Annotated in this window: 18 protein-coding genes; 8 read left to right on the forward strand and 10 right to left on the reverse strand. The window is 58.7% G+C overall.

Annotation, left to right across the window (positions count from 1 at the left end; genetic code table 11):
* Nucleotides 1–3: 3 nt before the first annotated feature.
* Nucleotides 4–3444, reverse strand: coding sequence for an exodeoxyribonuclease V subunit gamma (gene recC / locus ABEA08_RS06760; RefSeq protein ID WP_345334531.1), 3441 nt, complete (start codon nucleotides 3442–3444; stop codon nucleotides 4–6).
* A gap of 307 nt (nucleotides 3445–3751) precedes the next feature.
* Between recC and ABEA08_RS06765 the strand changes: the two genes are divergently transcribed.
* From ABEA08_RS06765 to ABEA08_RS06780, 4 genes are all read left to right on the forward strand, one after another.
* Entirely contained in the window at nucleotides 3752–4111 is a 360-nt protein-coding gene (locus ABEA08_RS06765) for a hypothetical protein (protein WP_345334532.1), read from the forward strand.
* An 11-nt stretch (nucleotides 4112–4122) separates the two neighbouring features.
* Nucleotides 4123–4707 (forward strand): cysteine hydrolase family protein, encoded by a 585-nt coding sequence (locus ABEA08_RS06770; protein WP_345334533.1) that lies wholly within the window; start codon nucleotides 4123–4125, stop codon nucleotides 4705–4707.
* A 29-nt stretch (nucleotides 4708–4736) separates the two neighbouring features.
* Entirely contained in the window at nucleotides 4737–4943 is a 207-nt protein-coding gene (locus ABEA08_RS06775) for a DUF2897 family protein (protein ID WP_345334534.1), read from the forward strand.
* Between the two features lie 253 nt (nucleotides 4944–5196).
* Nucleotides 5197–5397, forward strand: coding sequence for a hypothetical protein (locus ABEA08_RS06780; RefSeq protein ID WP_345334535.1), 201 nt, complete (start codon nucleotides 5197–5199; stop codon nucleotides 5395–5397).
* 67 nt (nucleotides 5398–5464) lie between these two features.
* On the opposite strand, the gene ABEA08_RS06785 is transcribed toward ABEA08_RS06780, so the two are convergent.
* The 5 genes from ABEA08_RS06785 to ABEA08_RS06805 form a co-directional block, all read right to left on the reverse strand.
* On the reverse strand, nucleotides 5465–8587 hold the full coding sequence (locus ABEA08_RS06785) for an efflux RND transporter permease subunit (protein ID WP_345334536.1): 3123 nt from the start codon (nucleotides 8585–8587) through the stop codon (nucleotides 5465–5467).
* The gene (locus ABEA08_RS06790; protein WP_345334537.1) at nucleotides 8587–9675 is read right to left on the reverse strand and encodes an efflux RND transporter periplasmic adaptor subunit; all 1089 of its coding nucleotides are present in this window, start codon (nucleotides 9673–9675) and stop codon (nucleotides 8587–8589) included. Before ABEA08_RS06790 ends, ABEA08_RS06785 begins: the two co-directional genes overlap by 1 nt.
* 309 nt (nucleotides 9676–9984) lie before the next feature.
* Nucleotides 9985–11304 (reverse strand): sulfatase-like hydrolase/transferase, encoded by a 1320-nt coding sequence (locus tag ABEA08_RS06795; protein ID WP_345334538.1) that lies wholly within the window; start codon nucleotides 11302–11304, stop codon nucleotides 9985–9987.
* A 186-nt stretch (nucleotides 11305–11490) separates the two neighbouring features.
* On the reverse strand, nucleotides 11491–14616 hold the full coding sequence (locus ABEA08_RS06800; RefSeq protein ID WP_345334539.1) for an efflux RND transporter permease subunit: 3126 nt from the start codon (nucleotides 14614–14616) through the stop codon (nucleotides 11491–11493).
* On the reverse strand, nucleotides 14613–15695 hold the full coding sequence (locus ABEA08_RS06805) for an efflux RND transporter periplasmic adaptor subunit (protein WP_345334540.1): 1083 nt from the start codon (nucleotides 15693–15695) through the stop codon (nucleotides 14613–14615). Before ABEA08_RS06805 ends, ABEA08_RS06800 begins: the two co-directional genes overlap by 4 nt.
* A 294-nt stretch (nucleotides 15696–15989) precedes the next feature.
* Between ABEA08_RS06805 and ABEA08_RS06810 the strand changes: the two genes are divergently transcribed.
* Nucleotides 15990–16346: a RidA family protein gene (locus ABEA08_RS06810; RefSeq protein ID WP_345334541.1), complete on the forward strand. Its 357-nt coding sequence runs from the start codon at nucleotides 15990–15992 to the stop codon at nucleotides 16344–16346.
* Nucleotides 16347–16451: 105 nt separating this feature from the next.
* On the opposite strand, the gene ABEA08_RS06815 is transcribed toward ABEA08_RS06810, so the two are convergent.
* The 4 genes from ABEA08_RS06815 to dapA all read right to left on the reverse strand — a co-directional run bounded on the left by ABEA08_RS06815 (nucleotide 16452) and on the right by dapA (nucleotide 22816).
* Nucleotides 16452–19544 (reverse strand): efflux RND transporter permease subunit, encoded by a 3093-nt coding sequence (locus ABEA08_RS06815; RefSeq protein WP_345334542.1) that lies wholly within the window; start codon nucleotides 19542–19544, stop codon nucleotides 16452–16454.
* Entirely contained in the window at nucleotides 19544–20608 is a 1065-nt protein-coding gene (locus ABEA08_RS06820) for an efflux RND transporter periplasmic adaptor subunit (protein WP_345334543.1), read from the reverse strand. The genes ABEA08_RS06815 and ABEA08_RS06820 overlap by 1 nt, the downstream gene beginning before the upstream one ends.
* 237 nt (nucleotides 20609–20845) lie before the next feature.
* Entirely contained in the window at nucleotides 20846–21928 is a 1083-nt protein-coding gene (gene bamC / locus ABEA08_RS06825; protein WP_345334544.1) for an NlpB/DapX family lipoprotein, read from the reverse strand.
* Between the two features lie 9 nt (nucleotides 21929–21937).
* Nucleotides 21938–22816, reverse strand: coding sequence for a 4-hydroxy-tetrahydrodipicolinate synthase (gene dapA, locus ABEA08_RS06830; RefSeq protein ID WP_345334545.1), 879 nt, complete (start codon nucleotides 22814–22816; stop codon nucleotides 21938–21940).
* Between the two features lie 170 nt (nucleotides 22817–22986).
* Between dapA and ABEA08_RS06835 the strand changes: the two genes are divergently transcribed.
* From ABEA08_RS06835 to ABEA08_RS06845, 3 genes are all read left to right on the forward strand, one after another.
* Entirely contained in the window at nucleotides 22987–23520 is a 534-nt protein-coding gene (locus tag ABEA08_RS06835) for a glycine cleavage system transcriptional repressor (protein WP_345334546.1), read from the forward strand.
* Nucleotides 23521–23609: 89 nt separating this feature from the next.
* The gene (gene bcp / locus ABEA08_RS06840; protein ID WP_345334547.1) at nucleotides 23610–24068 is read left to right on the forward strand and encodes a thioredoxin-dependent thiol peroxidase; all 459 of its coding nucleotides are present in this window, start codon (nucleotides 23610–23612) and stop codon (nucleotides 24066–24068) included.
* A 3-nt stretch (nucleotides 24069–24071) separates the two neighbouring features.
* Entirely contained in the window at nucleotides 24072–24371 is a 300-nt protein-coding gene (locus tag ABEA08_RS06845) for a hypothetical protein (protein WP_345334548.1), read from the forward strand.
* Nucleotides 24372–24399: the final 28 nt, after the last annotated feature.

A 24399-nucleotide genomic window follows, 5' to 3' on the forward strand; every position in this document is an offset into this window, starting at 1 on the left:
AATTCATTCCTCGACGCGCTTCAGGGTGGCCAGCAGGTGGCCGTACAGTTCTTCCGCCAACTCGGCGAAACGGGCCTCATCCAGCTCGAAGAAATCGGCAAACTGACGGGCGATATAGGGGCTTCTATCCCGATCCCCCATAACAAATCCGCCACCGTCGAAGGCCGGTTGCGGCTCCTTGCCGCCAAGCAGGGCCAAAGCGGCCCGGGGACCCACAGGCAGGGGCGCATCCATCGCCTGCTGGTACAGGGCCAGATAACCATCCAACTGCGCACGGGCTTCGGCCCCCTCCACCGGCTCGATCCGCCATAAGCTGTCACTGCCGGCGTAGAAACTGGTGAGCACTTTATCTTCGCTACAGGCCGCAATATGGGCCAGATAGAGGCCGATCAACGCCAGGGGATTTTTCAGCTCCCCCTTGGCATCGCTCAGGGCCTTGGGCTCACATTCCAATCGCAACAGGCCGTCGCGGTTTTGCCGCAGATCCGTCAGCCAGGCCGCTAACTCCAGCGTCCCCGTCTTGTGGTAACACTCCAGTGCCTCCACCGGCTCACTGCCCTGCAGCTGAGCCTGGGCCCGCTCAAACGCCGCCAGGGCAGGTTTGGCCAGCCCCTCGCTGGCCAAGTCGGCAAAAGCCCCCATGGGCAGCTTGCCGCGTCCGCGCAACCGGTCTATCTGTGTTTGTAATCGTGCCTGCCGCTCATCCTCTTCCTGGGTTGCCGCCGCGCTCAGGGTGCTCATCAGTTCATTGCGAATGTGGTACGCCTCCAGCCCGTCCAGGGCGAAGGGCTCGAGATCGTCGGCGGTGTCGGTGTCACTCTGCAACCAAATGCCCAGTCGCCGGGTCAGCAATAGGCGCACGGGATCTTTAAACAGCGCCGCCAGCTCCGCCAGGCCGATGGCCGCCTCAGGCTGCCAGGGCGACAAGGACACGGGCTCACTGGCCTTGTGCCCTTCGTGTATGGCCCGCCACTCCCGGGAAAAGGTGGTGAGCTGTGGATCCTTGCCGTCGAAATAGCGGCGGCTGAAGGGCTGCAGCGGATGAGTAACGGTAAGGTGAGCCAGCAGGGCGCTGCCACTCTCCTCGTCACCCGCCAGGCGATAACCCTGTTTGATGTGATCCTGCAACTGGCCCAAGAGTACGGACGGGGTGCGCTCACCATTGTCCCGGGCGTTGCGGCCCAGGTAGCTGATGTAGAGGCCGTCGCGGGCCGCCAGCAGCGCCTCGAGGAAAAGGTAGCGGTCGTCTTCGCGGCGGGAGCGATCCCCGGGCCGTGCAGAGACGCCCAGGGTGCGATCCGCCATCAGATCGAAATCCATCGGTGGCCGGCTGCGGGGGTAATCCTCATCGTTCATCCCCAGCAAGCACACCTGACGAAACGGGATCGCCCGCATCGGCATCAGGGTGCAGAAATTGATGCGTCCGGCGAGGAACTTCTGGCTGACGCCGCCATCGCTAAAGGGCGCCAAGCACACAGGCTTGACCACGGTCAACGGCAGGGGTTCATCCAGTTGGGATTGCTCGCAGCGCTCCTGCCACTGGATCAGTGCCTCCTCCAGACGCAGCAACAGTTGCTGCTCGTGTTCATCCTGGGGCGCAAACAAGCGGGTGGTGGCATCGCGCAACAGGCTGACCCACTCATGGGGCAAGCGGGGTTGCTGCAGCGCCTGCCACAAGGCCCCCAACTCGGCGAGCAGGCGGGACAGGCTGCCCACCAGCGCCGCGTCCAGCCCGCCGATCTCATCAAATGGCTCGATCCCGGACCAGGGCTCCCCGCGTCCGACGGCGTAGCCCAGCAGCATGCGCTGCAGGCCAAAGTGCCAGGTGTTCTGACTTAAGTCATCGGGCAGTGCCAGGCTGTGACGCTGCTCGGCATCCAGCCCCCAGCGTACGCCAGCCTGCTCGACCCAGCGTTGCAACAGTGGCAACTGGACCTCATCGATGGCGAAGCGGGCCCGCAACGCCGGTACCGCCAGCAGATCCAGCAGCTCGGAGACGGCGAAACGGGAGTCGGTGAGGTTAAGCAGCGCCTCCAGCGCCAGCACCAGCACGTCAAAGCCGCGCTCGGGCAGATCGGCGATGGAGAACGGCAGGAAACGGGGATCGTCCCGTGACACTTGGCCAAATACCGCCTGGATATGAGGCGCGTAGGCGCTGACGTCAGGCATCATGACGATCACATCCGTGGGCCGCAGGCCGGGATCGGCGCAAAAGCGCTTGAGCAGTGCATCCTGCAGTGCCTCCACCTCGCGCTGGCGGCTGTGGGCCAGGGCAAACTGCACCGAGTCATCCTCAAGGGCGATGGCACGGGGGGGCGATGGCACGGGATCAAGCTCGAAAATCCCCGCCTGCAGTTGACGCAGCAGACTTGGCTTGCCCTCCCCTTCAGCCCCCTCTAGCGGCGAGACGAACAGATCGATGCGATCGAAGCGGCCCTGATACAGCTCGGGCTGATCGTACTCATAGAGCATGCCGATGTAGTCCCTGCCCTGCTTGCCCCAGGCCGCCAGCAGGGGATTGACCAGGTTGTGTTGCAGGGCGGGATCCAACTGCTCCGGCAAGCCGGGTTTGCGCCGATGCCGCGGCGCCAGCAGCCTTTGGCGCAGCAGTTCCTTGTCTTCGATGATATCGCCCCAGTAGTGGGGACAGGGGTTTTGCACACACAACAACACCTGGCAATAGGGGGCCAGCGCCGCCAGCACCTCGATGCTCTGCTGCGGCAAAGCGCTGAGGCCGAACACCACCAACCGCCGTGGCAAGTGCCTGGCAAACTCCTGAGGCGCCTCGCCACTGGCGATCCGCTCAAGGAAGCGCTGATGCAGGGTGGCGCGGCTGTTGATCCGATCCACTTCGTCTAAGTCCGCCAGGATGGCGCGCCACAGCTTAGGTTGCCACGCCTGCTCGACAGGCACATCAACCTCGAACCCCGCGGCACTGAGCACCACATCGCGCCCCTCGCTCCAGGCCATCAGCCAGTCGGCCCGATACACCTGGTATTGATCCAGCAGATCTGCCAGTTGCTCGCACAGCTGATCCCGTTTGCGCAAGTCGGCATCGTCGCTCAAAAAGCGCTGTAGCGGGGCAAAGTCTGGATCATCCAGCAGATCCGGCAACAGCCGCAGTAAACGCCAGCGCAGCTGGGGCTTATCAAACGGCGAATCCTTGGGAACCGCATCCTCGCCCAGCACGCTGCGGTAGATCTGCCAGATAAACCGCGACGGCATCTGCAGCGACAGCCCGGCAGCGATCCCCAGCCCCTCATCGGCGGCCATGGCCAGTTTGAGCCACTGGGCCATGCCGTTGGACTGTACCAGGAAGATCTCCTCCTCCAGTGGTGCCAGGGGGTAGCGTTTGAGCCACTGCACCACCAGCTCACGCAAATCTTCCATGCGGTTGCTGTGCAGCATCATCAGGCCGGGGTTGAGGGCGGGATCTGGGATCATCTCGAGCAGCTCTTTGAAATCAATAGGGCTTCATCATAACCGCGCCGACACACAAGAGGCCATGTCATCGTGCTTGAGTGACAGGCAACTGTCGCTTTTTGGGACAGTTACGAACTGTCTCACTGATCGATCATAGTTTTTGGCCGCCTGAAAGAGGTGTCTCGCCATCCGGTATCAACGCTGGCGGCTATCAGCACAACAACCGGATCTCGTAGTCCGTTTCTGGCATCAAAAAATCTCGAAGCCGTCTTTGACCTGATGATCATCGATCAGCTCATTTGATACCTATTCTAAGCTGGCCTACGACGTGATCTCAGACTACCGCTTTGCCTTTCTACCCGCCCAACTTGCCCGAGCACTGATCGACGATAGCCATTCACCCATTGACACCATCAAGCAACTGGACGACTTGCCCCTGCTGATCAGCCACTGTGTTGACGACGATCTGATCTCGCTCGAGCGAGGACGCCGACTGTTTCAGGCCGCGCAAACTGAGAAATCGTTTTGGGCGCTGCACCACTGCCAGCATGCCCGAGCCTTTACGGCAGAGTTCCCACACCACCAACAGCAACTGCTAGAGAGATTAACCGCCTTAAGGCCGCAAACGCCTGACAGCGAACTCAGCGCAAATATGATACAAATGCCAGACAATGCGAGTGAAAACTAAAGGAAGCGTTCGTGCCCGCTTTGATGATCGTCCAGATGCAGCAAGACTTCGTCTCGCCGGATGGCAGTGCCTGTGTCGCCGGTGCCTTGCCTTCAGTCAGCGTGATCGCCACCGCCCTGCACCACGCCCGCCGCCAAGGCTGGTTGGTGATCCATGTCCACCGGCAACCGCCTGAGCGCCCCACCCAGCCTAAGCCTCAGTCACACCGACCGACGGCCTGCATCGAGACGAGCTGGGGAGCGAGCCCAGTGCCCGAACTGCAACCCAAGGCGGATGAAATGGTCATCCATAAACCAAGAGGCAGTGCGTTTGAGCGGACGGAGCTCGCCAGCCATTTGAGCGATCACCCCAACAAGGAGTTGGTGATCTGCGGTACGCCGTTACCCACCTGCCTTCGCAGCACCGTCATCGACGCACTCCAGCGAAACCATCCCGTCACCCTGCTCAGTGATGGCTGTTCAGCGCGATCAGATGCGCTCATCGACGCCAATCTACAGGAGATGGCGCAGCGAGGCGTGCGCTGCATCAGCGTGAATGACTGGCTCGAGTGGCTGGGCCATGACGCTAGGGCCGAGCAAGGAAAAAGCGTACACTGAAGATCCGACGACAAGACCAAGGCGAGATCATGGATAAATGGGAACTCTGGCTGCTGATCGCCGTTGTTATTGGGGTGATCATCAGCAACATCATGCTGCTAAAGCAAACGGCCCACATCAAGCTGCCGCCGTTCCTATCCAAGAGTAAACTGACGCCCGAGCAAAAGGCGAAGATCGCCGAGCGACAACAGCAGCAAAAAGAGTGGGACAAAGACAGCTGGGACAACAACGACTAAACGTCCCCTATCTCATTCTCCCTTTCGGCTCACATCCGGGTGAGCCGTCCTACCGCCCTTCTGTGCCTGCTCACGACCACCTCAGCGCTTTTTCTCCTTGCCCCTCTAGCAGGGGAATATTGCATCTTTATGACAAACAAGGAATATTTGAGGCCGATCACTGGCAGGCCTAGCGTATGTTTGTTACATTTGTATTGCACACAGACATTTGAGGTTATCAAATACCGTCAAAAATTTTTTCCAAGGAGTCCCTATGACCTGCCTGCACCGCATCAAGATGTTTGCTTCCATCATCGAAGCCCCCAGCCAGCGCTCCCAGTTTGAGCCCAACTGCCGTCCAGAAAACGATCCCCTGCACGACACCCACAGCATGAAAGATCATGGCCGTACCCATCAGCTGTGTGAACTGCTCCACTGTGATTACGATCACGACACCCTGATCCCCACGAAATAACGCTATCCCCAAAAACGGCAAGGCCCCGTTTTTACACGGGGCCTTGTTGTCTCTGTCACATCCAGCGTTAGCCGCGTTTCTTAAACAGCAGCGTATTGTCGACCGCCAACTCCTGCTCCAACTGACGCGTCACAAACTCTGGACTGTTGGTGTGCCTGGCCAGCATATGATAGACCGCCGGGATCACCAGTAGGGTGAAGCCCGTCGCCACCGTGATCCCCGCCAGCACCACCACACCGATCACAAACCGGGTCTCGGCCCCAGCACCGGAGGCGAGCACCAGAGGAATAGCGCCTGCCGCTGTGGTGATCCCGGTCATCAATATCGGCCGCAGCCGCGCCTGAGCCGCCTCAAGGATCGCCGCATCGAAGGCCCGCCCCTGATCACGCAACTGGTTGGCAAACTCGACGATCAAAATGCCGTTTTTGGCCGCCAGCCCCACCAGCATGATGATCCCGATCTGCGAATAGATATTGAGACTCTGATCGGTGAAGTACAGCCCGAGCAGCGCGCCGAAGGTCGCCAAGGGCACCGTCAGCATGATCACAAAGGGGTGGATATAGCTTTCAAACTGGGCGGCGAGCACCAAGAACACCACCACCAGCGCCAGCGCAAAGATGAAGATCACCGCCGAGCCGGATTGCTGCAGATCCCGTGAGGCGCCCTTATAGCTCACATTGGCTTCCTCCGGCAGATGTTCGGCCACCAACCCATTGAGATAGCCCAGCGCTTCGCCCAGGGTATAACCCTCGGCTAGATTGGCCTCAAGGGTGATGGCACGCAGGCGATTAAAGCGGTTCAGTCGCGGCGCATCAGCAAACTCCTCGATCCGCACCAGATTGGCCAAGGGGATCAGCTCACCGGTCAGATCCGAGCGCACATACAGACTGCCCATATCCGCCGCGGTGTTCTGCCGCGCCCGCTCCCCCTCGATGATCACATCATACTCTTCGCCCCGCTGGGCAAAGGTCGTCACCAAACGCGAGCCCAGCATCGACTCCAGCGTCCGGCCAATATTACTGACCGTGATCCCCAGATCGGCGGCGCGCTCACGATCGATCACCACCCGCAACTGGGGCTTGGTCTCTTTATAGTCATGATCCAGCGCCAACAAACCGGGGTTATCCACCGCGTGCTGCAACAAGGTATCACGCCACTCGGCCAGCTCCTCGTAGCTGCCGCCTCCGATCACGAACTGCACCGGCTTGCCCACCCCGCGGCCAAACGCCTGTCGCATCACGGGAAACGCACGCACCCCGGACAGATCGGCAAGGCGTCGACGGATGTCACTGACGATCGCAAACGCGCTGCGACGCTCGCCCCAATCCTCCAGCGTAACAATGGCCATGCCACCAGAAAAATCCTCGGTACGACCAAAGGATCGGGGCGCCCGGATCAACAGGCGCTTGATCTCGCCCGCCTCCACCAGCGGCAACAATCGCCGCTCGATCTCCGCCATATACGCCTGCATAAACGCAAAGGTCGCCCCTTCCGGGCCGTTGACCACCACGAACATCGAGCCCCGATCCTCTTTGGGCGAAAACTCACTCGGCAACTGTTGTGCCAGCCAGCCGCTGCCCGCCAGTGCCGCGACGACGACGGTGATCACCAGTGCCGGCCGTTTGACCCAATACTGCAATAAGCGCCCGTAATAGGCCTTGAGGTGGACCATGCCCCGCTCGATCTGCCGCACCATCCAGGGCGGCTGCTCCACCTTGCGCAGCAGTTTTGAGCCCATCATCGGACTGAGCGTCAGCGCCACCAGAGACGACAGGATCACCGCCGCGCACATCGCAATGGAAAACTCACGGAACAACTTGCCCAGATCGCCCTCCAGAAACCCAATGGGCAGAAAGACGGCGATCAACACCAAGGTGGTGGCGACGATGGCAAAGCCCACTTGCCGGGCACCTAGGAAAGCCGCGCGCAGTGGCGGCTCCCCCGCATCGATGCGGCGATGAATGTTCTCCAGCATCACAATGGCGTCGTCCACCACCATGCCAATGGCGAGGATCAGCGCCAGCAGCGTCAACAAGTTGATGGAAAAGCCCAGCGCATAGAGCACAATGAAGGTGCCGATCAGCGACACAGGTACCGTCAGCGCCGGGATAAGCATGGCCCGAACGCTGCCCAGAAACAGATAGATCACCGCGATCACCAACGCCATCGCAATAAACAGGGTGCGGTACACCTCATCCACCGAGGCCTGAATAAACACCGAGGAATCGTAGGATCGTTTGATCTCCATCCCATCCGGCAGGGTCTGATTGAGTTCATCAACCAAGCGATTGACCGCCCGCGCCACATCCAGGGTGTTGGCGGTGGACTGGCGGGTCACCCCGATCCCGATCATGTCCTGGGTATTGCCACGAAACAGCAAGCGCTCCTCATCGGCCCCCAGCTCCACCTTCGCCACGTCAGACAGGCGGATCCGGTAGCCGTCCGCCCCGGCGCCGATCACCAGACGAGCAAACGCCTCCGGCTCCAGAAAGCTGCGCTGCACCCGCACCGAGAACACCCGATCCTCCGACTCGATATAACCAGCGGGCAACTCGACATTGTCGGCCCGCAGCGCCGACTCAATGTCGCTAACCGACAGTCCCCGCGCCGCCAGCTTTTGCCGGTCCACCCAGATCCGCACGGCATAGCTCTTAGCGCCACCCAGATAAACGTTGGCAACGCCATCGAGCACCGAAAAGCGATCCTGCAGATAGCGCCGGGCAAAATCCGTCAGCGCCAGATTATCCAGTCGATCCGACACCAGATTGAGCCAGAGGATCACCTCCGAGCTGCCGGAAGCCTTGCTGATCTCTGGTGGATCCGCCTCCTCCGGCAGATTATTGAGAATGCGCGAGATCCGATCCCGCACATCGTTGGCCGCCGCATCGATGTCGCGTTCAATATCAAACTCCAAGGTGACCGACGAACGACCATCTCGACTGGAGGAGACGATATCGCGGATCCCCTCCACCCCGGACACTCGATCCTCGATCAGGCGGGTAATGCGGCTCTCCACCACCGCGGCCGACGCGCCGCGGTAGTTGGTGCGGATATCCACCACCGGCGGATCGATACTCGGGTATTCCCGCAGCGGCAGCTTGTCGAACGCCACCAAACCAAAAGCGATCAACAGCAAGCTGATCACCGACGCAAACACCGGGCGCCGAACCGACAGATCCGTCAGTAACATCAGCTCGCCTCCGCCATCGCTGGCGTCACGCCAAAGCGCTCAGTCAGCTCCACTGTCACTGCCTGTCCCGGACGCACCGATTGAGTACCGAGGATCACCACGGCTTCATCCGCGGCCAATCCCGATAGGATCTCCACTTCACCCTTGCGCCTCAGCCCCAGCACGACCTCGCGCTGCTCGATCTTCTGCTCGCCATCCACCACATAGACAAACTGTTTGTCCTGACGGGGCACCAGCGCCGACTCCGCCACCACAATGCTGTGACGCTGCTCCACCACCAGCGACAAGGTCATCAACATGCCGGGGCGCAGCTGCAGATCCGGGTTGGCCAATTCGGCCCGCACCACAACGGCGCGGGTCTGAGGATCGACTCGACTGTCGATCCCCCGCACCTTGCCGCGAAACACCTGTTCAGGGTAAGCCGCCGCCCGCGCCTGCACCTCATTGCCAGGAGTGAGCTGAGACAGGAAACGCTCAGGAATGGTGAAATCCAGCTTAACCACCGCCAGATCATCCAAGGTGGTCAGTGTGGTGCCTGGCGTTACTAGGGCGCCGGGACTGATCTCACGAAAGCCCAGCAGGCCATCGAAGGGGGCACGAATATAGCGGGCATCCAGCTCGGCCTGATACTGCGCCAGCGTGGCCTTGGCCACATCAATGCGCGTCAGCAGCTTATCCAACTCATTACTGGCGACGGTCTGCGCCTTGACCAACCCCTCAATGCGGCGATACTCGCGTTGCTGCTCCAGCAGATTCGCTTGCGCCGCTTGCAACTTGGCGCGCTGCTCCGCGTCGCGCAGCGTGACCAATAACGCGCCCTGACGGACTCGATCACCATCATCAAAGTGCACCTGTTGCACCCGCTCGGTGATCCGCGCCGCCACCAACACCGACTCACGCGCCTTAACGGTCCCCAGCGCCTCAACCTGACGTTGCATCGGCTGATACTCGGCTGGCGCCACCACCACCTTAGTGCTGCCACCGCCGCGCGTGGCTGGGCCCGACGGTTGTCGCCCCGTTTCCTTGTACACCACACCGCCGGCCAATGCCGCCAGCAAAACCAAAGCCGCGATCCCTGTTCGATCCATCGTCGCTGTCATCCAATCCGTATGATGACCCCAAGTTTAAACGGCTACATTATCGAAACAACCGATATTACATCTCGTTACAGTTAGTTTTATCTGAACAGGATTTCAAGCGACTCAAACAGCGAAACCCACGCCATCAAGCCGAACGGGCAGCAGAGATCGCTGCGCGCGACGGACACACTCAACCGCGTGATCGCATCAGCACAGCCATCCACGCCAATAAGGCTGCCGATCCCGCTTACCGCGCCCAAACGAAAAACGGCCCCCCCGAAGGGTGGCCGTTAACTCTGGACACAGGTTCGCCGCGCGTTACTTGCGCTCGGTCGTCCCTTCAAACCGACCCCAAGCCGCGGGTCCCACCGCCTCGCTCATCTCATCCCAGGTCTTACGCATCTCTTCGGCGCGCTCAGGGAATTGACGGATCAGGTTATGCTCTTCACTGATATCCTCTTCCAGATTGAACAAGAACAGGCCTTCACGCGGGTTGCGCATCAGCTTCCAGTCGCCGTCACGCAGCGCCCAGTGCGCGCCAAAACGCCAGAACAAACGGTCATGCGGCGACACCTCACTCTCACCAGAGAGCACCGGCAGAATGTCCTTTCCATCCAACGTCCACTCGGGATCCAACTCGCCACCGGCCAGCTTCACCGTGGTCGGGAACAGATCCAGCGCACTGATCATCACATCCGAACGGGTCCCTTCAGGGATCACGCCAGGCAGTTTGGCCGCAAACGGCACTCGCAATGCCCCTTCAAAGGTCGTCGCTTTTTGGCTACGCAACACCCCATTGCTGCCACCGTGCTGGAACTTGCCGCCATTATCGGAAAACAGCACCACCATGGTGTGCTCGGCAATGCCCCGCTCTTCCAGCGCATCCAAGATCAGGCCAATGTTATCGTCCATGCTGGAGATCATCGCCGCCAGCGCCTGACGATCGCCTAAATGCTCAAACGCCTTGAGCTTCGGCTCCGTCGCCTCCATCGGCGCATGCGGTGCGGTAAACGCGACCTCGAGGAAGAACGGCTGATCGGCGTAGCGGTTAATGAAGTCAACCGACTCTTGACCAAACGCGTCCGTCAGGTAGCGCGCCTCATGCTCGACCAACTGATCGTTGCGATACAGATATTCCTCTTCATTGTCGCCAACCCAATAGGTCAAGGCCCCGTTATTGAAACCATAGTATTCATCGAACCCGCGGTTCCATGGCTGGTACTGCTCAGGTTTACCATCGTGGAATTTCCCCACCAAACCGGTGCGGTAATCCAACGTCTTCAGGTACTCCTGGATCATCAGCACATCGGTCGGCGTGCCCATGTTGCTGTTGCCCACCAGATCCTCGTGACCAAAGCGGTGCTGGTACATCCCGGTGTGGTAGCCCGCACGGGACGGACCGCAAACCGGCGCGGAGACATAGGCCGTGGCCATGCTCACGCCCGCGTCAGCCAGGCGATCCATCTGCGGAGTCAGGATCTCGGTCGAGCCATTAAAGCCGGTGTCGCCGTAGCCCAGATCGTCGGCCACGATCCAGATAAAGTTAACCGGCGGCGTATCCTGAGCAACAACATGAGGCGCCGCAACCAGCATGGCACCAGCGCAGGCCGATAAGGCCAGGTGTTTGGGTTTCAACATAGGGTCTTCTATCTACTTTTAAGGGAACGGCGCCGTCAGCGCCCACAACTGCAGCAAACGCTATCATGCCCTGAGCGAGCGTCTACGCTATTTGCAAAACCTTGCTTTTCAGAACAGTCTGAGAAATGCATAACAGACTCTCTGACAGCAGAAACAACAACGCCCCGCGATGCGGGGCGTTGGTCACTACGCGGCTTCCTTGGTCGGCAAGGGAACCGCCGGCTTCTCCTTAGCCAACTGCTGAGCCAACTCTCGGCTAACAAACTCCGGACTGTTGGTGTGCTTGGCGAGCAGATGGTAGACCACCGGGATCACCAACAAGGTAAAGAAGGTGGCGATCACCACCCCAAACAGCACCACAATGCCGATCACAAAGCGGGTTTCCGCCCCGGCACCGCTGGCCATCACCAACGGAATGGAGCCCGCCACCGTGGTGATCCCGGTCATGATGATCGGGCGCAAACGTGCCAGCGCCGCTTCGATGATGGCATCATCAAACGGCACGCCTTCATCGCGCAACTGGTTGGCAAACTCGACGATCAAAATGCCGTTTTTCGCCGCCAAGCCGATCAACATGATCATGCCGATCTGCGAGTACAGGTTGATACTCTGATCGGTGAAGTACAGACCCACTAGAGCGCCGAAAGCCGCCAGTGGCACCGTCAACATGATCACAAACGGGTGGATATAGCTTTCAAACTGACCCGCCAGCACCAAAAAGACCACCAGCAATGCCAGCGCAAACACAAACACCACCGATGAGCCGGACTCAAAGTGATCCTGTGACGGCCCTTTGTAGCTCACCATCGCGTCGGTTGGCAGCAGATCTTCCACCAAGCCATTCATATATTCGAGCGCTTCACCCAAGCCATAACCCTCGGTCAGGTTGGCCGTAATGGTGACCGAACGCATCCGCTTATGCCGGTTCAAACGACTGGCGTCGGCAAACTCTTGCGTGGTCACCAGGTTCGACAAAGGGATCAACGCACGGTTGTTTTTGGAGCGCACGTAGATGTTGTCGAGATCCTCCGCGGTATTCTGTCGCTCACGCAAGCCCTCCAGGATGATGTCGTAATCTTCGCCGCGCTGCTCCATGCTGGTTACGACCCGAGAGCCGAGCATGGTTTCCAGGGTGCGGCCGATATCACGAATGGACACGCCCAGATCGTTGGCCCGCTCCTGATCGATGATCACCCGCAACTGAGCCTTGGTTTCATGATAATCATGGTTGATGTTGCGCAGACCCAGATTCTTCTCCGCCTCTTCAATGATGATGTCACGCCACTGGCTCAGCTCCTCATAGGTGCCCCCGCCGATCACAAACTGCACCGGCGCCCCCGAGCCCCGCCCGAACGGCTGAGGCATACCAACCCCGACCCAGACCCCGGCAATGTCGCGGAACAATTCGCGCAGCTCCTGCTGGATCACATGGGCGCTGCGGCGCTCACCCCATTCGGCGAGGCGCAAGGTAATGCGGCCATTGTTAAAGTCCGCCATTCGTCCCCAACCATTGGGAGCCTGAGTCGACAGGTTAACCACCTCACCGCTCTCTAAATAGGGCTGCAATCGGTACTCCACCTCTTCGACATAAGGCAGCATGTACTCGAATGTCGCGCCCTGCGGCCCGCCGAAGTGAATGTTAATGGTGCCGCGATCCTCCCGCGGAGCAAACTCACTGCCCAGCTTGTCGGCGAAGTAATAGCTGCCGCAACACGCGGCCGTCACCAGCAGCGCCACTAAGATAGGCTGTTTGCTCCAGGTCAACAGCACTGAGCGATAGCGCACCTTCACCCGCTCCAGCGCACCGTCGACCTTGGTCACGATCCACGGGGTCGACGGATTCGGCTTGAGGATCTTCGAGGCCATCATCGGGCTGAGCGTCAGGGCGATCAGACTGGAGAAGATCACCGCAGCGCACATCGCCACCGAGAACTCGCGGAACAATCGACCGAGATCCCCCTCCATAAAACCGATAGGCAGGAACACCGCCACCAGCACTAATGTCGTAGCGACAATGGCAAACCCGACCTGACGGGCGCCCAAGAAGGCGGCCATCAACGGCTGCTCGCCCTCTTCGATGCGGCGCTGGATGTTCTCCAGCATCACAATGGCGTCATCCACCACCATGCCAATCGCGAGGATCATCGCCAGCAGGGTGATCAGATTGAGCGAATAACCTAGACCGTACAGCACCATAAAACTGGCTGTCAGCGAGACCGGCACCGTCACCGCCGGGATCAATACCGCCCGCACGCTGCCCAGGAACAGGTAGATCACCAACACCACCAACATCATGGTGATCAGTAAGGTGGAGTACACTTCATCAATGGAGGACTGAATGAACACCGAGCTGTCGTAACTGACCATCAACTCCATGCCCGGCGGCAAGCCGTCGTTGATCTGGGCAATGGTTTTGTTGATCTCATTGGCCACATCCAGCGTACTGGCGGTGGACTGGCGGGTGATCCCCAAGCCGAGCACATTCTCACCATTGGCACGGAAGATCCGCCGATCCTCATCGGCCACCATCTCCACCCGCGCCACATCGGCCAAGCGCACCAGATAATCGTCTCGGCCGCTGCCCACCACCATCTTGGCGAAATCATCGATGTCGCGGAAACTGCGCTGCACCCGCAGCGAATATTGCAGGTGCTTGGACTCCATCGAGCCAGCGGGCAGCTCCACGTTTTCGCTGCGAAGCACATTTTCAATGTCGGCCACGGTCAATCCCCGCGCCGCCATCTTTTCGTTATCGAGCCACACCCGCACCGCATAGGAGCGCGAGCCGGACATGTGCACCTCCGCCACGCCATCGATCACCGCGAAACGGTCGACAATGTAGCGCTTGGCGTAATCGGTCAGCTCCAGGTTATCCATGTTCCCTGCGATCAGGTTCAACCACATGATCACATCGGAGTTACCCGAGGCCTTGGTCACCCGCGGCGCATCGGCTTCCTGCGGCAGGCCGATACGGGACACCTTATCGCGCACGTCGTTGGCGGCGACATCAATATCCCGATTGCTGTTAAATTCGATGTTGACCGACGCCCGGCCATCGCGGCTGTTGGCCGTGACATTGCGGATCCCCTCGATCCCCGAGACCTGAGACTCAATGCGCTGGGTGATCCGGCTGTCGATCACCGAGGCTGACGCTCCGCGGTAGCCCACGCTGACGTTCACCACCGGCACATCGATATTGGGGTACTCTCGCAGCGGCAGCTTGCCAAAAGCCACCAGACCAAACGCCACCAGCAGGATACTCAGTACCGAAGCAAAGACCGGGCGTTTGACCGAAACGTCAGTAAGGATCATCCGCGCTCTCCCATATGGGTAAAGCGCTCGGCGTAGGTCACCTCAACGGTCTGACCGCCGCGCACCCGATCGATCCCGCGGATCACCACACGCTCGCCCTCAGACAAACCCGACAAGATCTCGGCCTTTCCTCGGGTACGCCAACCGACGCGGACTCGGCGCCGCTCTATCACGTCGTCATCACCAGCAACGAACAGGTATTGATCCTGACGCTGCACCATGATCGCCTCCTCCGGCACCACGATCCCCTCACGCTCATCGGTGATCAAGCGCAGGGTCATCAGCATGCCGGGGCGCAGCTTCAGCTCACGGTTGTTCAGCTCAGCCCGGATCATCACCGAGCGGGTCGTGGGATCGATCCGGCTGTCGATGCTGACCACAGTGCCGAAGAAACGATCCTCCGGATACGCGGAAACCTGGCCAACCACCGGCTTGCCCGGACGGATCACCGACATATGACGCTCAGGGACATTGAAATCCAGGTGAACCACCTCGAGATCATCCAGCGTGGTGATCGAGGTATTCGAGGTCACCAGCGCCCCGGAACTCACCTCGCGCAGGCCCAACAAGCCATCGAATGGCGCACGGATCTCACGCGTTCGCATCTCCGCCTCGAACCGAGCCACCTCGGCTTGGGCCACCTCGATGCTGGTTTGCAACTTATCCAGTTGGCTACGGGCAATGGTATGCACCTTTACCAGCTCTTCAATACGCTCATACTCGCGCTGATGATCGGTCAACTTGGCCTTCGCCTCGCGCACCCGAGCCTGCTGCACGCCGTTCTCCAACTGGACCAACAACTCACCCTGCTGCACCTGCTGACCGCTCTCGAAATAGAGCGCCTTCACCGTCTCAGTCATCTTGGAGGAGATGGTGACCGACTCGCGGGCATTGATATCGCCCAACGCCTCAACCTGGCGGGTGACCGAAGACACGCGCGCATCTTCCACCACCACCCGAGTCAGTCGTTCTCGGCTTTCTCGCACGATACGCTCGCGTTCTTTAATAAAGTCCTTAAGCCAGACGCCGCCAGCCAAAGTCAGGAACAGGATCAACCCGATGATAAGAGAATTTTTCATTATAATTTTTGCTCGAAGCGCTAGCGAGGCGGTCAGTTTACTGCGCAACAGTAGTGAAACAACGGCTATTTACGTTGCATTACACCCCAAGCAAGCCAGGTCGTGATCGACATCGCACAAGCTCCGCGACTGGCGTTCAAAACACCACCAAAAAAAGACAGTAAGGCGCCGCGGCAACGGGTTACGCTCACACCCATCTCGCGCGGCAAAACCGACAAACTTGGCACATATTGATAGGCAGCTGGGGCAAAATTCCCTTAGACTGGCGCCATTTTTATCGACGGTGAGATCCCTATGACCATTGAACGCATGCAGACTGGCCAACGAATGAGCCGGATCGTCAAACACAACGACACCATCTACCTCTGTGGTCAGGTGTGTGCCGACGCCACCCAAGGCATTACCGAACAAACCCAAACCATGCTGGATAAGGTCGACGCGCTGCTGCTGGAAGCGGGCTCCGACCGCCAGCACATGCTGTCGGCCACCATCTATGTTAAGACCATGGACGATTTCGGGGCCATGAATGCCGTCTGGGACGCCTGGGTACCGCAAGGCTATGCCCCGGCCCGCGCTTGCGTCGAAGCCGCCATGGCGCGCGACGCCCTGCTGGTGGAGATCTCCGTGGTGGCCGCGGTGAAGAAAGACTAAAAGTGCTGTTCACTGATAGCTGATAGCTGATAGCTGATAGCTGCTATTAAACACAAAAACCCCCGCATCGGCGCGCCGATACGGGGGGGGTTATTGCCAGCTCAATTACGCCTTAGCCGCGAGCTCCTGCTCTAGCAGTTGCGCCCGATACTCGGGTGAGTGGGTCTTCTTCGCCATCAGGCGATACATCGCCGGAATAACAAACAGGGTCACCACCGTCGACAGCGCCATGCCAGAGAAGATCACCACGCCAATGGCGTAGCGGCTTTCCGCCCCCGCACCAGTGGCGATAAGCAGTGGCACCGCACCGAATAGGGTAGTGAACGCCGTCATCAAGATAGGGCGCAGGCGCGAAGCCGAGCCCTCGATGATGGCCTGTTCAAAGGCGTAGCCCTTATCACGCAACTGGTTGGCAAACTCCACGATCAAAATGCCGTTCTTGGTCACCATGCCGATCAACATGATCATGCCGATCTGCGAATAGATGTTCAGGCTTTCCCCGGTGATCAACAAGCCAAGCAGCGCACCGGCGATCCCCAGCGGCACCGTCAGCATGATCACCATCGGGTTGATGAAGCTCTCGAACTGGGCTGCTAACACCAGATAAGCGACCACCAATGCCAAACCAAACACCAGCAGGGTATCGGACTGGTTGTCTTTGTAGCTCTTCGACTCACCGGCATAATCAATGGTGATCCCCGGTGGTAGGATCTCCCGTGCAGTTTCTTCTAGCACGATTAAGGCTTCACCCATAGTGTGACCTTCGCCGATCTGACCCGTAATGGTCACCGCCTTGGTTCGCTGATAACGACGTAAAGCTGCCGCACTGCCCACCTCCTCGAAGGTGGCCAACGACGCCAAACTGACTCGTTCGCCATCCAGCGTGGTCAAATAGACTGAAGACAGGTCCGATGCATCATTGAACTTGGCCAGATCACCACGCAAGAACACATCGTACTCTTCGCCCCGCTCCACAAAAGTGGTTCGGCTCACCCCACCTAAGACCGCTTCCAGAGTCGTGGCGATCTCCCGTGGCGAGATCCCGACGCGCGCCGCAGCGTCCAGATCCGGATGCACTAGCAGTTCCGGCGTATCTTCGCTGTAGTTGGTGTCAAGATCCCCCAACTCACTGCGATCCTGCACCGCATTGATCACCTTATTGGCCCACATATCCAGCTCACCATAATCGGCTCCGCCAAGGACAAACTGCACCGGATCACTGGAGCCACCACGGAAACCGGGGCCCATGATAAACAAACGCACGTCGGAGAAACCGCGCATATCACGACGCAACTGCGCTAGGATCTCTTCCGAATGTTGCTCCCGCTGCTCCCACTCTTTCAACAAGAGAACGAAAAAGCCGGTGGCGTCGCCGCGGTTACCAAAAGCCGGCGTCGAGAAGTTCATCCCCTGCAACGGCCCATCCGCTTCCATCAAAGGCAATAACTTCGCCTCGATCGCCTCCATGTTCTTTACCATGCGATCATAAGCCGTGCCTTCTTGGCCCTTCACGTAGATAAACAGCACACCTCGGTCTTCCTTAGGTGCCATTTCCGTCTTCACGTTAGGAAACATCACCACCATGCCCACCAAGGCCAACACGATGATCGCCGGACCGATCCAGACAAAGCGCAGCATCGACTGCAGTGCCTGCTTGTACCGCCGTTCCAGACGCCCAAACTGGCAGTTAACCCAAGCGGTAAAACGCCCAGGTTTGACATTGGTCTTGAGCAAGTAAGAACCCAATACCGGTGTCAGCGTCAGCGCGACAATGGAGGAGAAGATCACCGCAACTGATAGGGTAACCGCAAACTCAGTAAAGAACTTGCCCACCATACCGCCAGCAAATGCGATCGGCAGGAAGATCATCACCAACACAGCAGTGGTGGCAACCACCGCAAAGCCCACCTCACGGGTGCCCTCATAAGCAGCCACCAAAGGCGTCGCACCCCGCTCCAGGTGCTTAAAGATATTCTCCACCACCACAATGGCATCATCCACCACCAGACCGATGGCCAAAATAAGCGCCATCAAAGTCAGCAAGTTCAGAGAGAAACCGGCGAACGCAGCGACCATAAAGGAAGAGATCAGCGAGACCGGTACCGTCACCGCCGGGATCAAGGTCGCACGCGCCTGACCCAAAAAGACAAACAGGATTAAAACCACCAGACCCGCTGTAATAAACAGAGTCTGGAACACCTCTTCGATGGAACGGTCGATGAAGGTTGTGCTATCAAAAGCAACCTCGAGCTCCATCCCAGCAGGCAAGGTCGGCTGCAGCGCGTCAACCAATGCAGTGACCCCTTTCGCCACCGTCACCGGGTTGGCGTCAGACTGCGCTCCAATGGCAAAGCCCAGCGCATTCAGGCCGTTACTCTTATACGAAGTGGTCTCACTCTTGGCCCCATCGTAGATGTGTGCAATGTCCGCCAGATAGACAGGACTGCCCGAGGTGTCATAACGCACCACGATCTGAGCGAAATCCGCCACACTGGTCATCACCCGTTCGAGTCGAACCGGCATCACCTGATCGCGGTTTCGCATCTGACCCGCGGGCAGCTCCAGGTTTTGATTGCGCAGCGCGGTTTCCACCATCGGCACAGTAATGCCCAAGCCCGCCATCGCGCCGGGATCGAGTTCCAGGTAGATCACCCGCTCCAGATTTCCGTACAGATCGACCTGGCTAACGCCATTGACCAAAGAGAAACGATCGACCAGAACCCGATCGGCAAAATCGGTTAGATCGATGTTATCCATCTCGGAGCTGCGCAGAGATAAACGGATCACCGCATCACCACTGACATTGGCCTTCACCACAATCGGCTCATCAGCGTCCTCGGGTAAGCGGGCCTGGATCCGCGACACCGCATCGCGCACGTCCGACAGGCCCTCCATGACATCCCATTCCAGCTCAAATCTAACGGTGATCCGCGAAATACCGGTGCGGCTCATGGATTCGATCTCATCGATCCCAGAGATCCCCGACAGCTGATCCTCAATCACCTGAGTGATCTGACTCTCCATCACCGCCGGCGAGGCACCTTCATAACGCACCGAGACCGTTACTACCGGCAGATCCACATCCGGCAACTCACGTACTGCCAGCTTGTTGAACGCCACCAGACCAAACAGGGTCATCAGTATCGACAGAACGACGGCCATCACTGGCCGTTTTACAGAAACATCCGACAGCAACATTAGCGCGACACCTCGGTACCGCCACCATTCACTTCAGTGATCTTGGCACCATCACGGATCGCCACCAAACCTTGCACTACGATGCGCTCGCCCGCTTCCAATCCCTGCTCAATGGTCACGGTATTGCCCAGACGGTCACCAATAGCAACCAAGGTGCGATGGGCGATATCCTGCTCATCAACCACATAGACGTAGCGATCCGAGCCGGAGTATTCCAACGCCTGAACCGGTACAACCGGGCGATACAACGCCGGGATCTCCAGCCCAACCCGAGCCATCATGCCTGGCTTGAGGCGAAGTGCCCCATTATCGACCCCATACCGTACCGACACTGCCATGTTGCGCGTATCCACTCGGCTATCAATCGTCATCAGTTGACCAAAGAACGACTCTTCGGCGTAGGTATCGATCCCGATACCTATCTGTTGACCCTCGGCCAGATCCGCCAGGTAACGCTGTGGCACCGATAGGTCCATCCGCAACATCTCGATCTGATCCAAGCTCATCAGGGTTTCCCCCGCACTGATCTGTGCACCAACAGCATGGCTGATCAATCCAACCACGCCGTCGAAGGGCGCGGTCAGCGTACGTTTGGCCAACTCCGCTTCGCTGCTGGCCAAGCGCGCCTCGGCCATTGCCACCTGAGCCTCACTGCTGGCCAGATCCGACGCACTCACCGCACCGCTATGCGCCAACCGTGTTCGTTCTGACAATTGACGCTTGGCGTCCAACAAGGCCGCCTTGGCTTCCGCCTGCTGCGCACGCTGTAAAGAGTCCTCTAAGCGCACCAACAACTGACCTGCCTCAACCCTATCGCCACTGTTCACCGCCAACACCGCCAAGCGCCCTGCAACTTCCGGTGCAATGGTGACCGCCTGCCAAGCTTCCAGGTTAGCCACTAGGGCCAACTTGCGAGGCAGCATCGCGGCCTCCACTGCTTGTGTTTTCACTTCCGTAGTTTGTGCACGTGGGCCTTTAGATTCAGCTTCATTGCCGTTTTGCAGCCAAAAATAGCCGCCAGCCACTGCAGCAAGCAGGGCGATCGCGAGGGTTTTCTTCAACATGAGGATACAGCACTCCAAAATAGTGCTCGAATGGTACCCCAGCATCTGGGCAAAAGAAGTAACCAATTGTCATTTTCTGAAGCTAGGTCTAGCTCCTGTTCAACCTTTATTTAATGAACAACATTCCTGTTATGAGAACACCCGCCCTGCGCAATTTAACCGCCCGCAGTGCGTGCATATAACAACAAAAAAGCACCGCTTTCGCGGTGCTTTTTACAGGGCCACAGACACTGTGACTTAGAGTTGACGCGCCTCTTTACGCAGCACGTCAGCGAAGTCATTGTACAACGCCGTCATGGTTGCCGTATCCAGCGGCTTGGCGTCGCTGTCAAGCAGCACAATCGCCGTACGCTCTCCCATCTTGTCAAGCAAGATCTGGTAGCTGCCATCGTCGATCGCCAATCCATCTTCGCCGCCCCACAGCGACGACCAGAAGCCGGTCGCGCCATCGTACTCAACGAAATAGGTCGCCAAATTCTTATCGTAGTCACGTACGGTGAAACCCAGCGCAGGCAAAACCTTACCCATGCGCGACCACACCGCATCAAACTTACCATCAGCCACGATGGCGGTATTGTCGCTGCTGTCAAAGCCCAGCTCCGCCTTGAAGCCCCGACCATCGCGCAACTCGGCCAGATGACGACGCTTCTGGCGTTCGAAGTTCATGTAGGCCACCGCGCTATTGAGCATATCGATGGCGTAACGGCGACGATCGGCATCGGTCAACACCACCGAGTCATCGATCCCGTCCAGACCCTCTTCATGATCGATCAGCTCAATGGTGATCGAGCCGGTGCGGCCGTGATCCTTCACCGCAGTATCGAACTGATAGCGCTGGCGTACCTGATACACCTTCTCACGCCACCAAGAACGACCGATCACCTCATTGGATTCGATCCATTCGGTCTGTATCACCCCGGCATCTTCGCTGGCAACCGCGATCTCCCGCTCCGCCAGAAATTGCGTCAGGGTCTGCTGGATCTCATTGGCCAGATCCACCTCATCCTCGTTGCTCTCGATCAAGATGGTGATGCTGTCCACCCCATCCTGCAGTCGCGTGCCATCAGCCAGAGGAAGCACCTGCAATGGTGGACGCACATCCAAGCGCTGACCCACCACGTCGGCATCGACCTCATCACTGATCTGCGGGATCTCAAATTCCGTACTGTACCTTGGCGTCTTCAAATGAGCGGGCACCACCAGATCGATCCCGGCAGCCTCATTCAAATAATCAAAACCGCCGCTGGCCTGACGACGTTCCAGCGGAGTGGTACACCCCGCCAAGGCGACAACCGTCAGTGCCACTAGACTCCGTTTCATGCAGTTCCCTCAAGCGCTGCGTGAAGCGTCCAGCGCCTCACGCACAATTTCTTTAGTTGATTCGGATGGGCTGATCAGGGGCAGACGGAAGTGCGTCTGGGTGGTCACCGCCAACGCTTCCATCGCCCACTTCACCGGGATCGGATTCGCCTCGACAAACAGCGCGCTGTACAGAGGAGATAGCTGCGCATCCATACGACGCGCCGTGGCGATGTCGCCCGCCAATGCCGCATCACACAACGCCTTAAACTCCGCCGGACGCACGTTATTGGTCACCGAGATCACCCCATCACCACCGGACAGCATAAAGGCCATTGCGGTTGGATCGTCTCCAGACAACAGGATGAAATCCTCGCCACACTGTTGGCGCAATGGCGTCACCCGCGACAGGTCGCCGGTGGCATCCTTGATACCTACGATGTTTTTAATCTGACTAAGTTCCGCTACGGTCGCCGTTTCCATGTCACAGCAGGTGCGACCGGGGACGTTGTATAGGAGCTGAGGTTTCTCCGTCGCCGCGGCAATGGCGCTAAAGTGCGCCAGCAAGCCCGCTTGAGTCGGCTTGTTATAATAAGGGGCCACGGTCAACATCGCATCGGCGCCAATGGCATCCATCGCCTTTGTCAGCTCGATCGCTTCCGCGGTGCAATTGGCGCCCGCACCGGCGATCACCGGGATCCTGCCGGCAACCCGTTTCACCACAGCCCCCACCACCGCAATATGCTCAGGCACCGACAGCGTGGCAGACTCCCCCGTAGTTCCGACCGCAACAATGCCATCGGTTCCGTTTTCAATATGAAACTCAACCAGTTGCTCCAGGGACTCAAAGTCCACTGCGCCGTCCTGGGTCATCGGCGTCACCAACGCCACAATACTTCCGCGAAACATGCTTTTATCCCTTACGCTAGAGCCCGCTATGGTACTGGTGGGCTTCAGCGATGACAAGGGAGCAAACATCAAACCTCAGTTGTGCTAGCATAGCCGCCGACAGCGCCGATCCCATGTTTGGCCGCTACCACTCAAATATCCGAAAAAAACACAACAAAAAAGGGAAGGTTATGACGCAGTTTTTGGCCGTAACGGCCATGGGCACCGACCGTCCGGGCATTGTCAATGAGCTGGCCAAGCTCACCGCCGCCTGTGACTGCGACATCATCGATAGCCGAGTGGCCATTTTTGGCAACGAATTCTCACTTATCATGCTGGTCGGCGGCGACTACAGCGCCATCACCCGATTGGAGAATGAGCTGCCGCTGCACGCCGCCCAACTGGAACTGATGACCATCTGCAAGCGCACCTCGCAGCATCAGACTCCCCACTTCACCGGCCGACTGGTGGTGGAACTGTCCGGCGCCGACAAGCGAGGCACCATGCGCCAGATCACCCAGTTCCTAGCCGACAGAGAGCTGGATCTGGCCGGGTTCAGCTCCAGTGCCAACAAAGGCGAAGGCGACACCGGACTGCAACAGGTGGAGGTTCGGATCAATGTCACCGATCGGGTCGACATCGATGCCTTAGAGCAGAGTCTGCGAACGCTGGCCACCGACATCGGCCTGACATGCCGGGTGCGTCGTATGGAAGATCCCAAATAAATCAGCCTTTACGGTGAATTTTGATTGCCTTGCGTGGTCTCAAGGTCACCACGCTATGGAAGACAAGAACGTATGCCAAGGAGAACCGCATGAATCCGCTGCAAGCTGGTGACAAAGCCCCATCCTTTACATTGCAAAATCAACACGATGAAACAATCACCCTAGCCGACTTTGCCGGCAAGCGGGTCTTGGTTTATTTCTATCCCAAGGCGATGACCCCGGGCTGCACGGTACAGGCGCAAAAACTGCGTGACATCCAAGCTGATTTAGCAGCGAAGGATGTGATCGTCATGGGGATCAGCCCAGATCCGATCAAACGGCTGGCCAAGTTTGCCGAGCGTGATGCGCTGAATTTCCACCTGTTATCCGATGAAGACCACGCGGTGGCCGACGCCTTTGGCGTCTGGGGCTTGAAGAAGTTCATGGGCAAGGAATACGACGGCATTCACCGTCTAAGCTTCCTGATCGGCCCGGACGGCACCATTGAACACTTCATCAATAAATTCAAAACCAAAGATCACCACGACGTGGTGCTGGGCCTGTTGTAAGCCATGTCACCTCTGCTCTTCCGCTCCATCGCCCTCGCCTTGTTGCTTTGGTCAGCCGGACTGTCCGGCTTGGCCACCTTGGCGTTGGCGGAAGAGTTTCATCAACACGATCACAGCGTTCCCTGTGCGCAATCCCTGCTGATCGAGCACTGGTATCAGGCCATCGGCACCAGCGAATATGCCTTCGTCGCCCTCGGCGGCCAGCCCCTGCGCTTTGCCCTAAAGCCCTATGCCGCGCCCGTCCCCGCGCCAGCACAAACCGGCAATCGCGATCCGCCACCACTCCCGTTGTTCCACTCATAAAACTAAGTGATCTAATTTAACAACCGGA

It is taken from the genome of Ferrimonas pelagia (assembly GCF_039543565.1).
GTDB lineage: Bacteria > Pseudomonadota > Gammaproteobacteria > Enterobacterales > Shewanellaceae > Ferrimonas > Ferrimonas pelagia.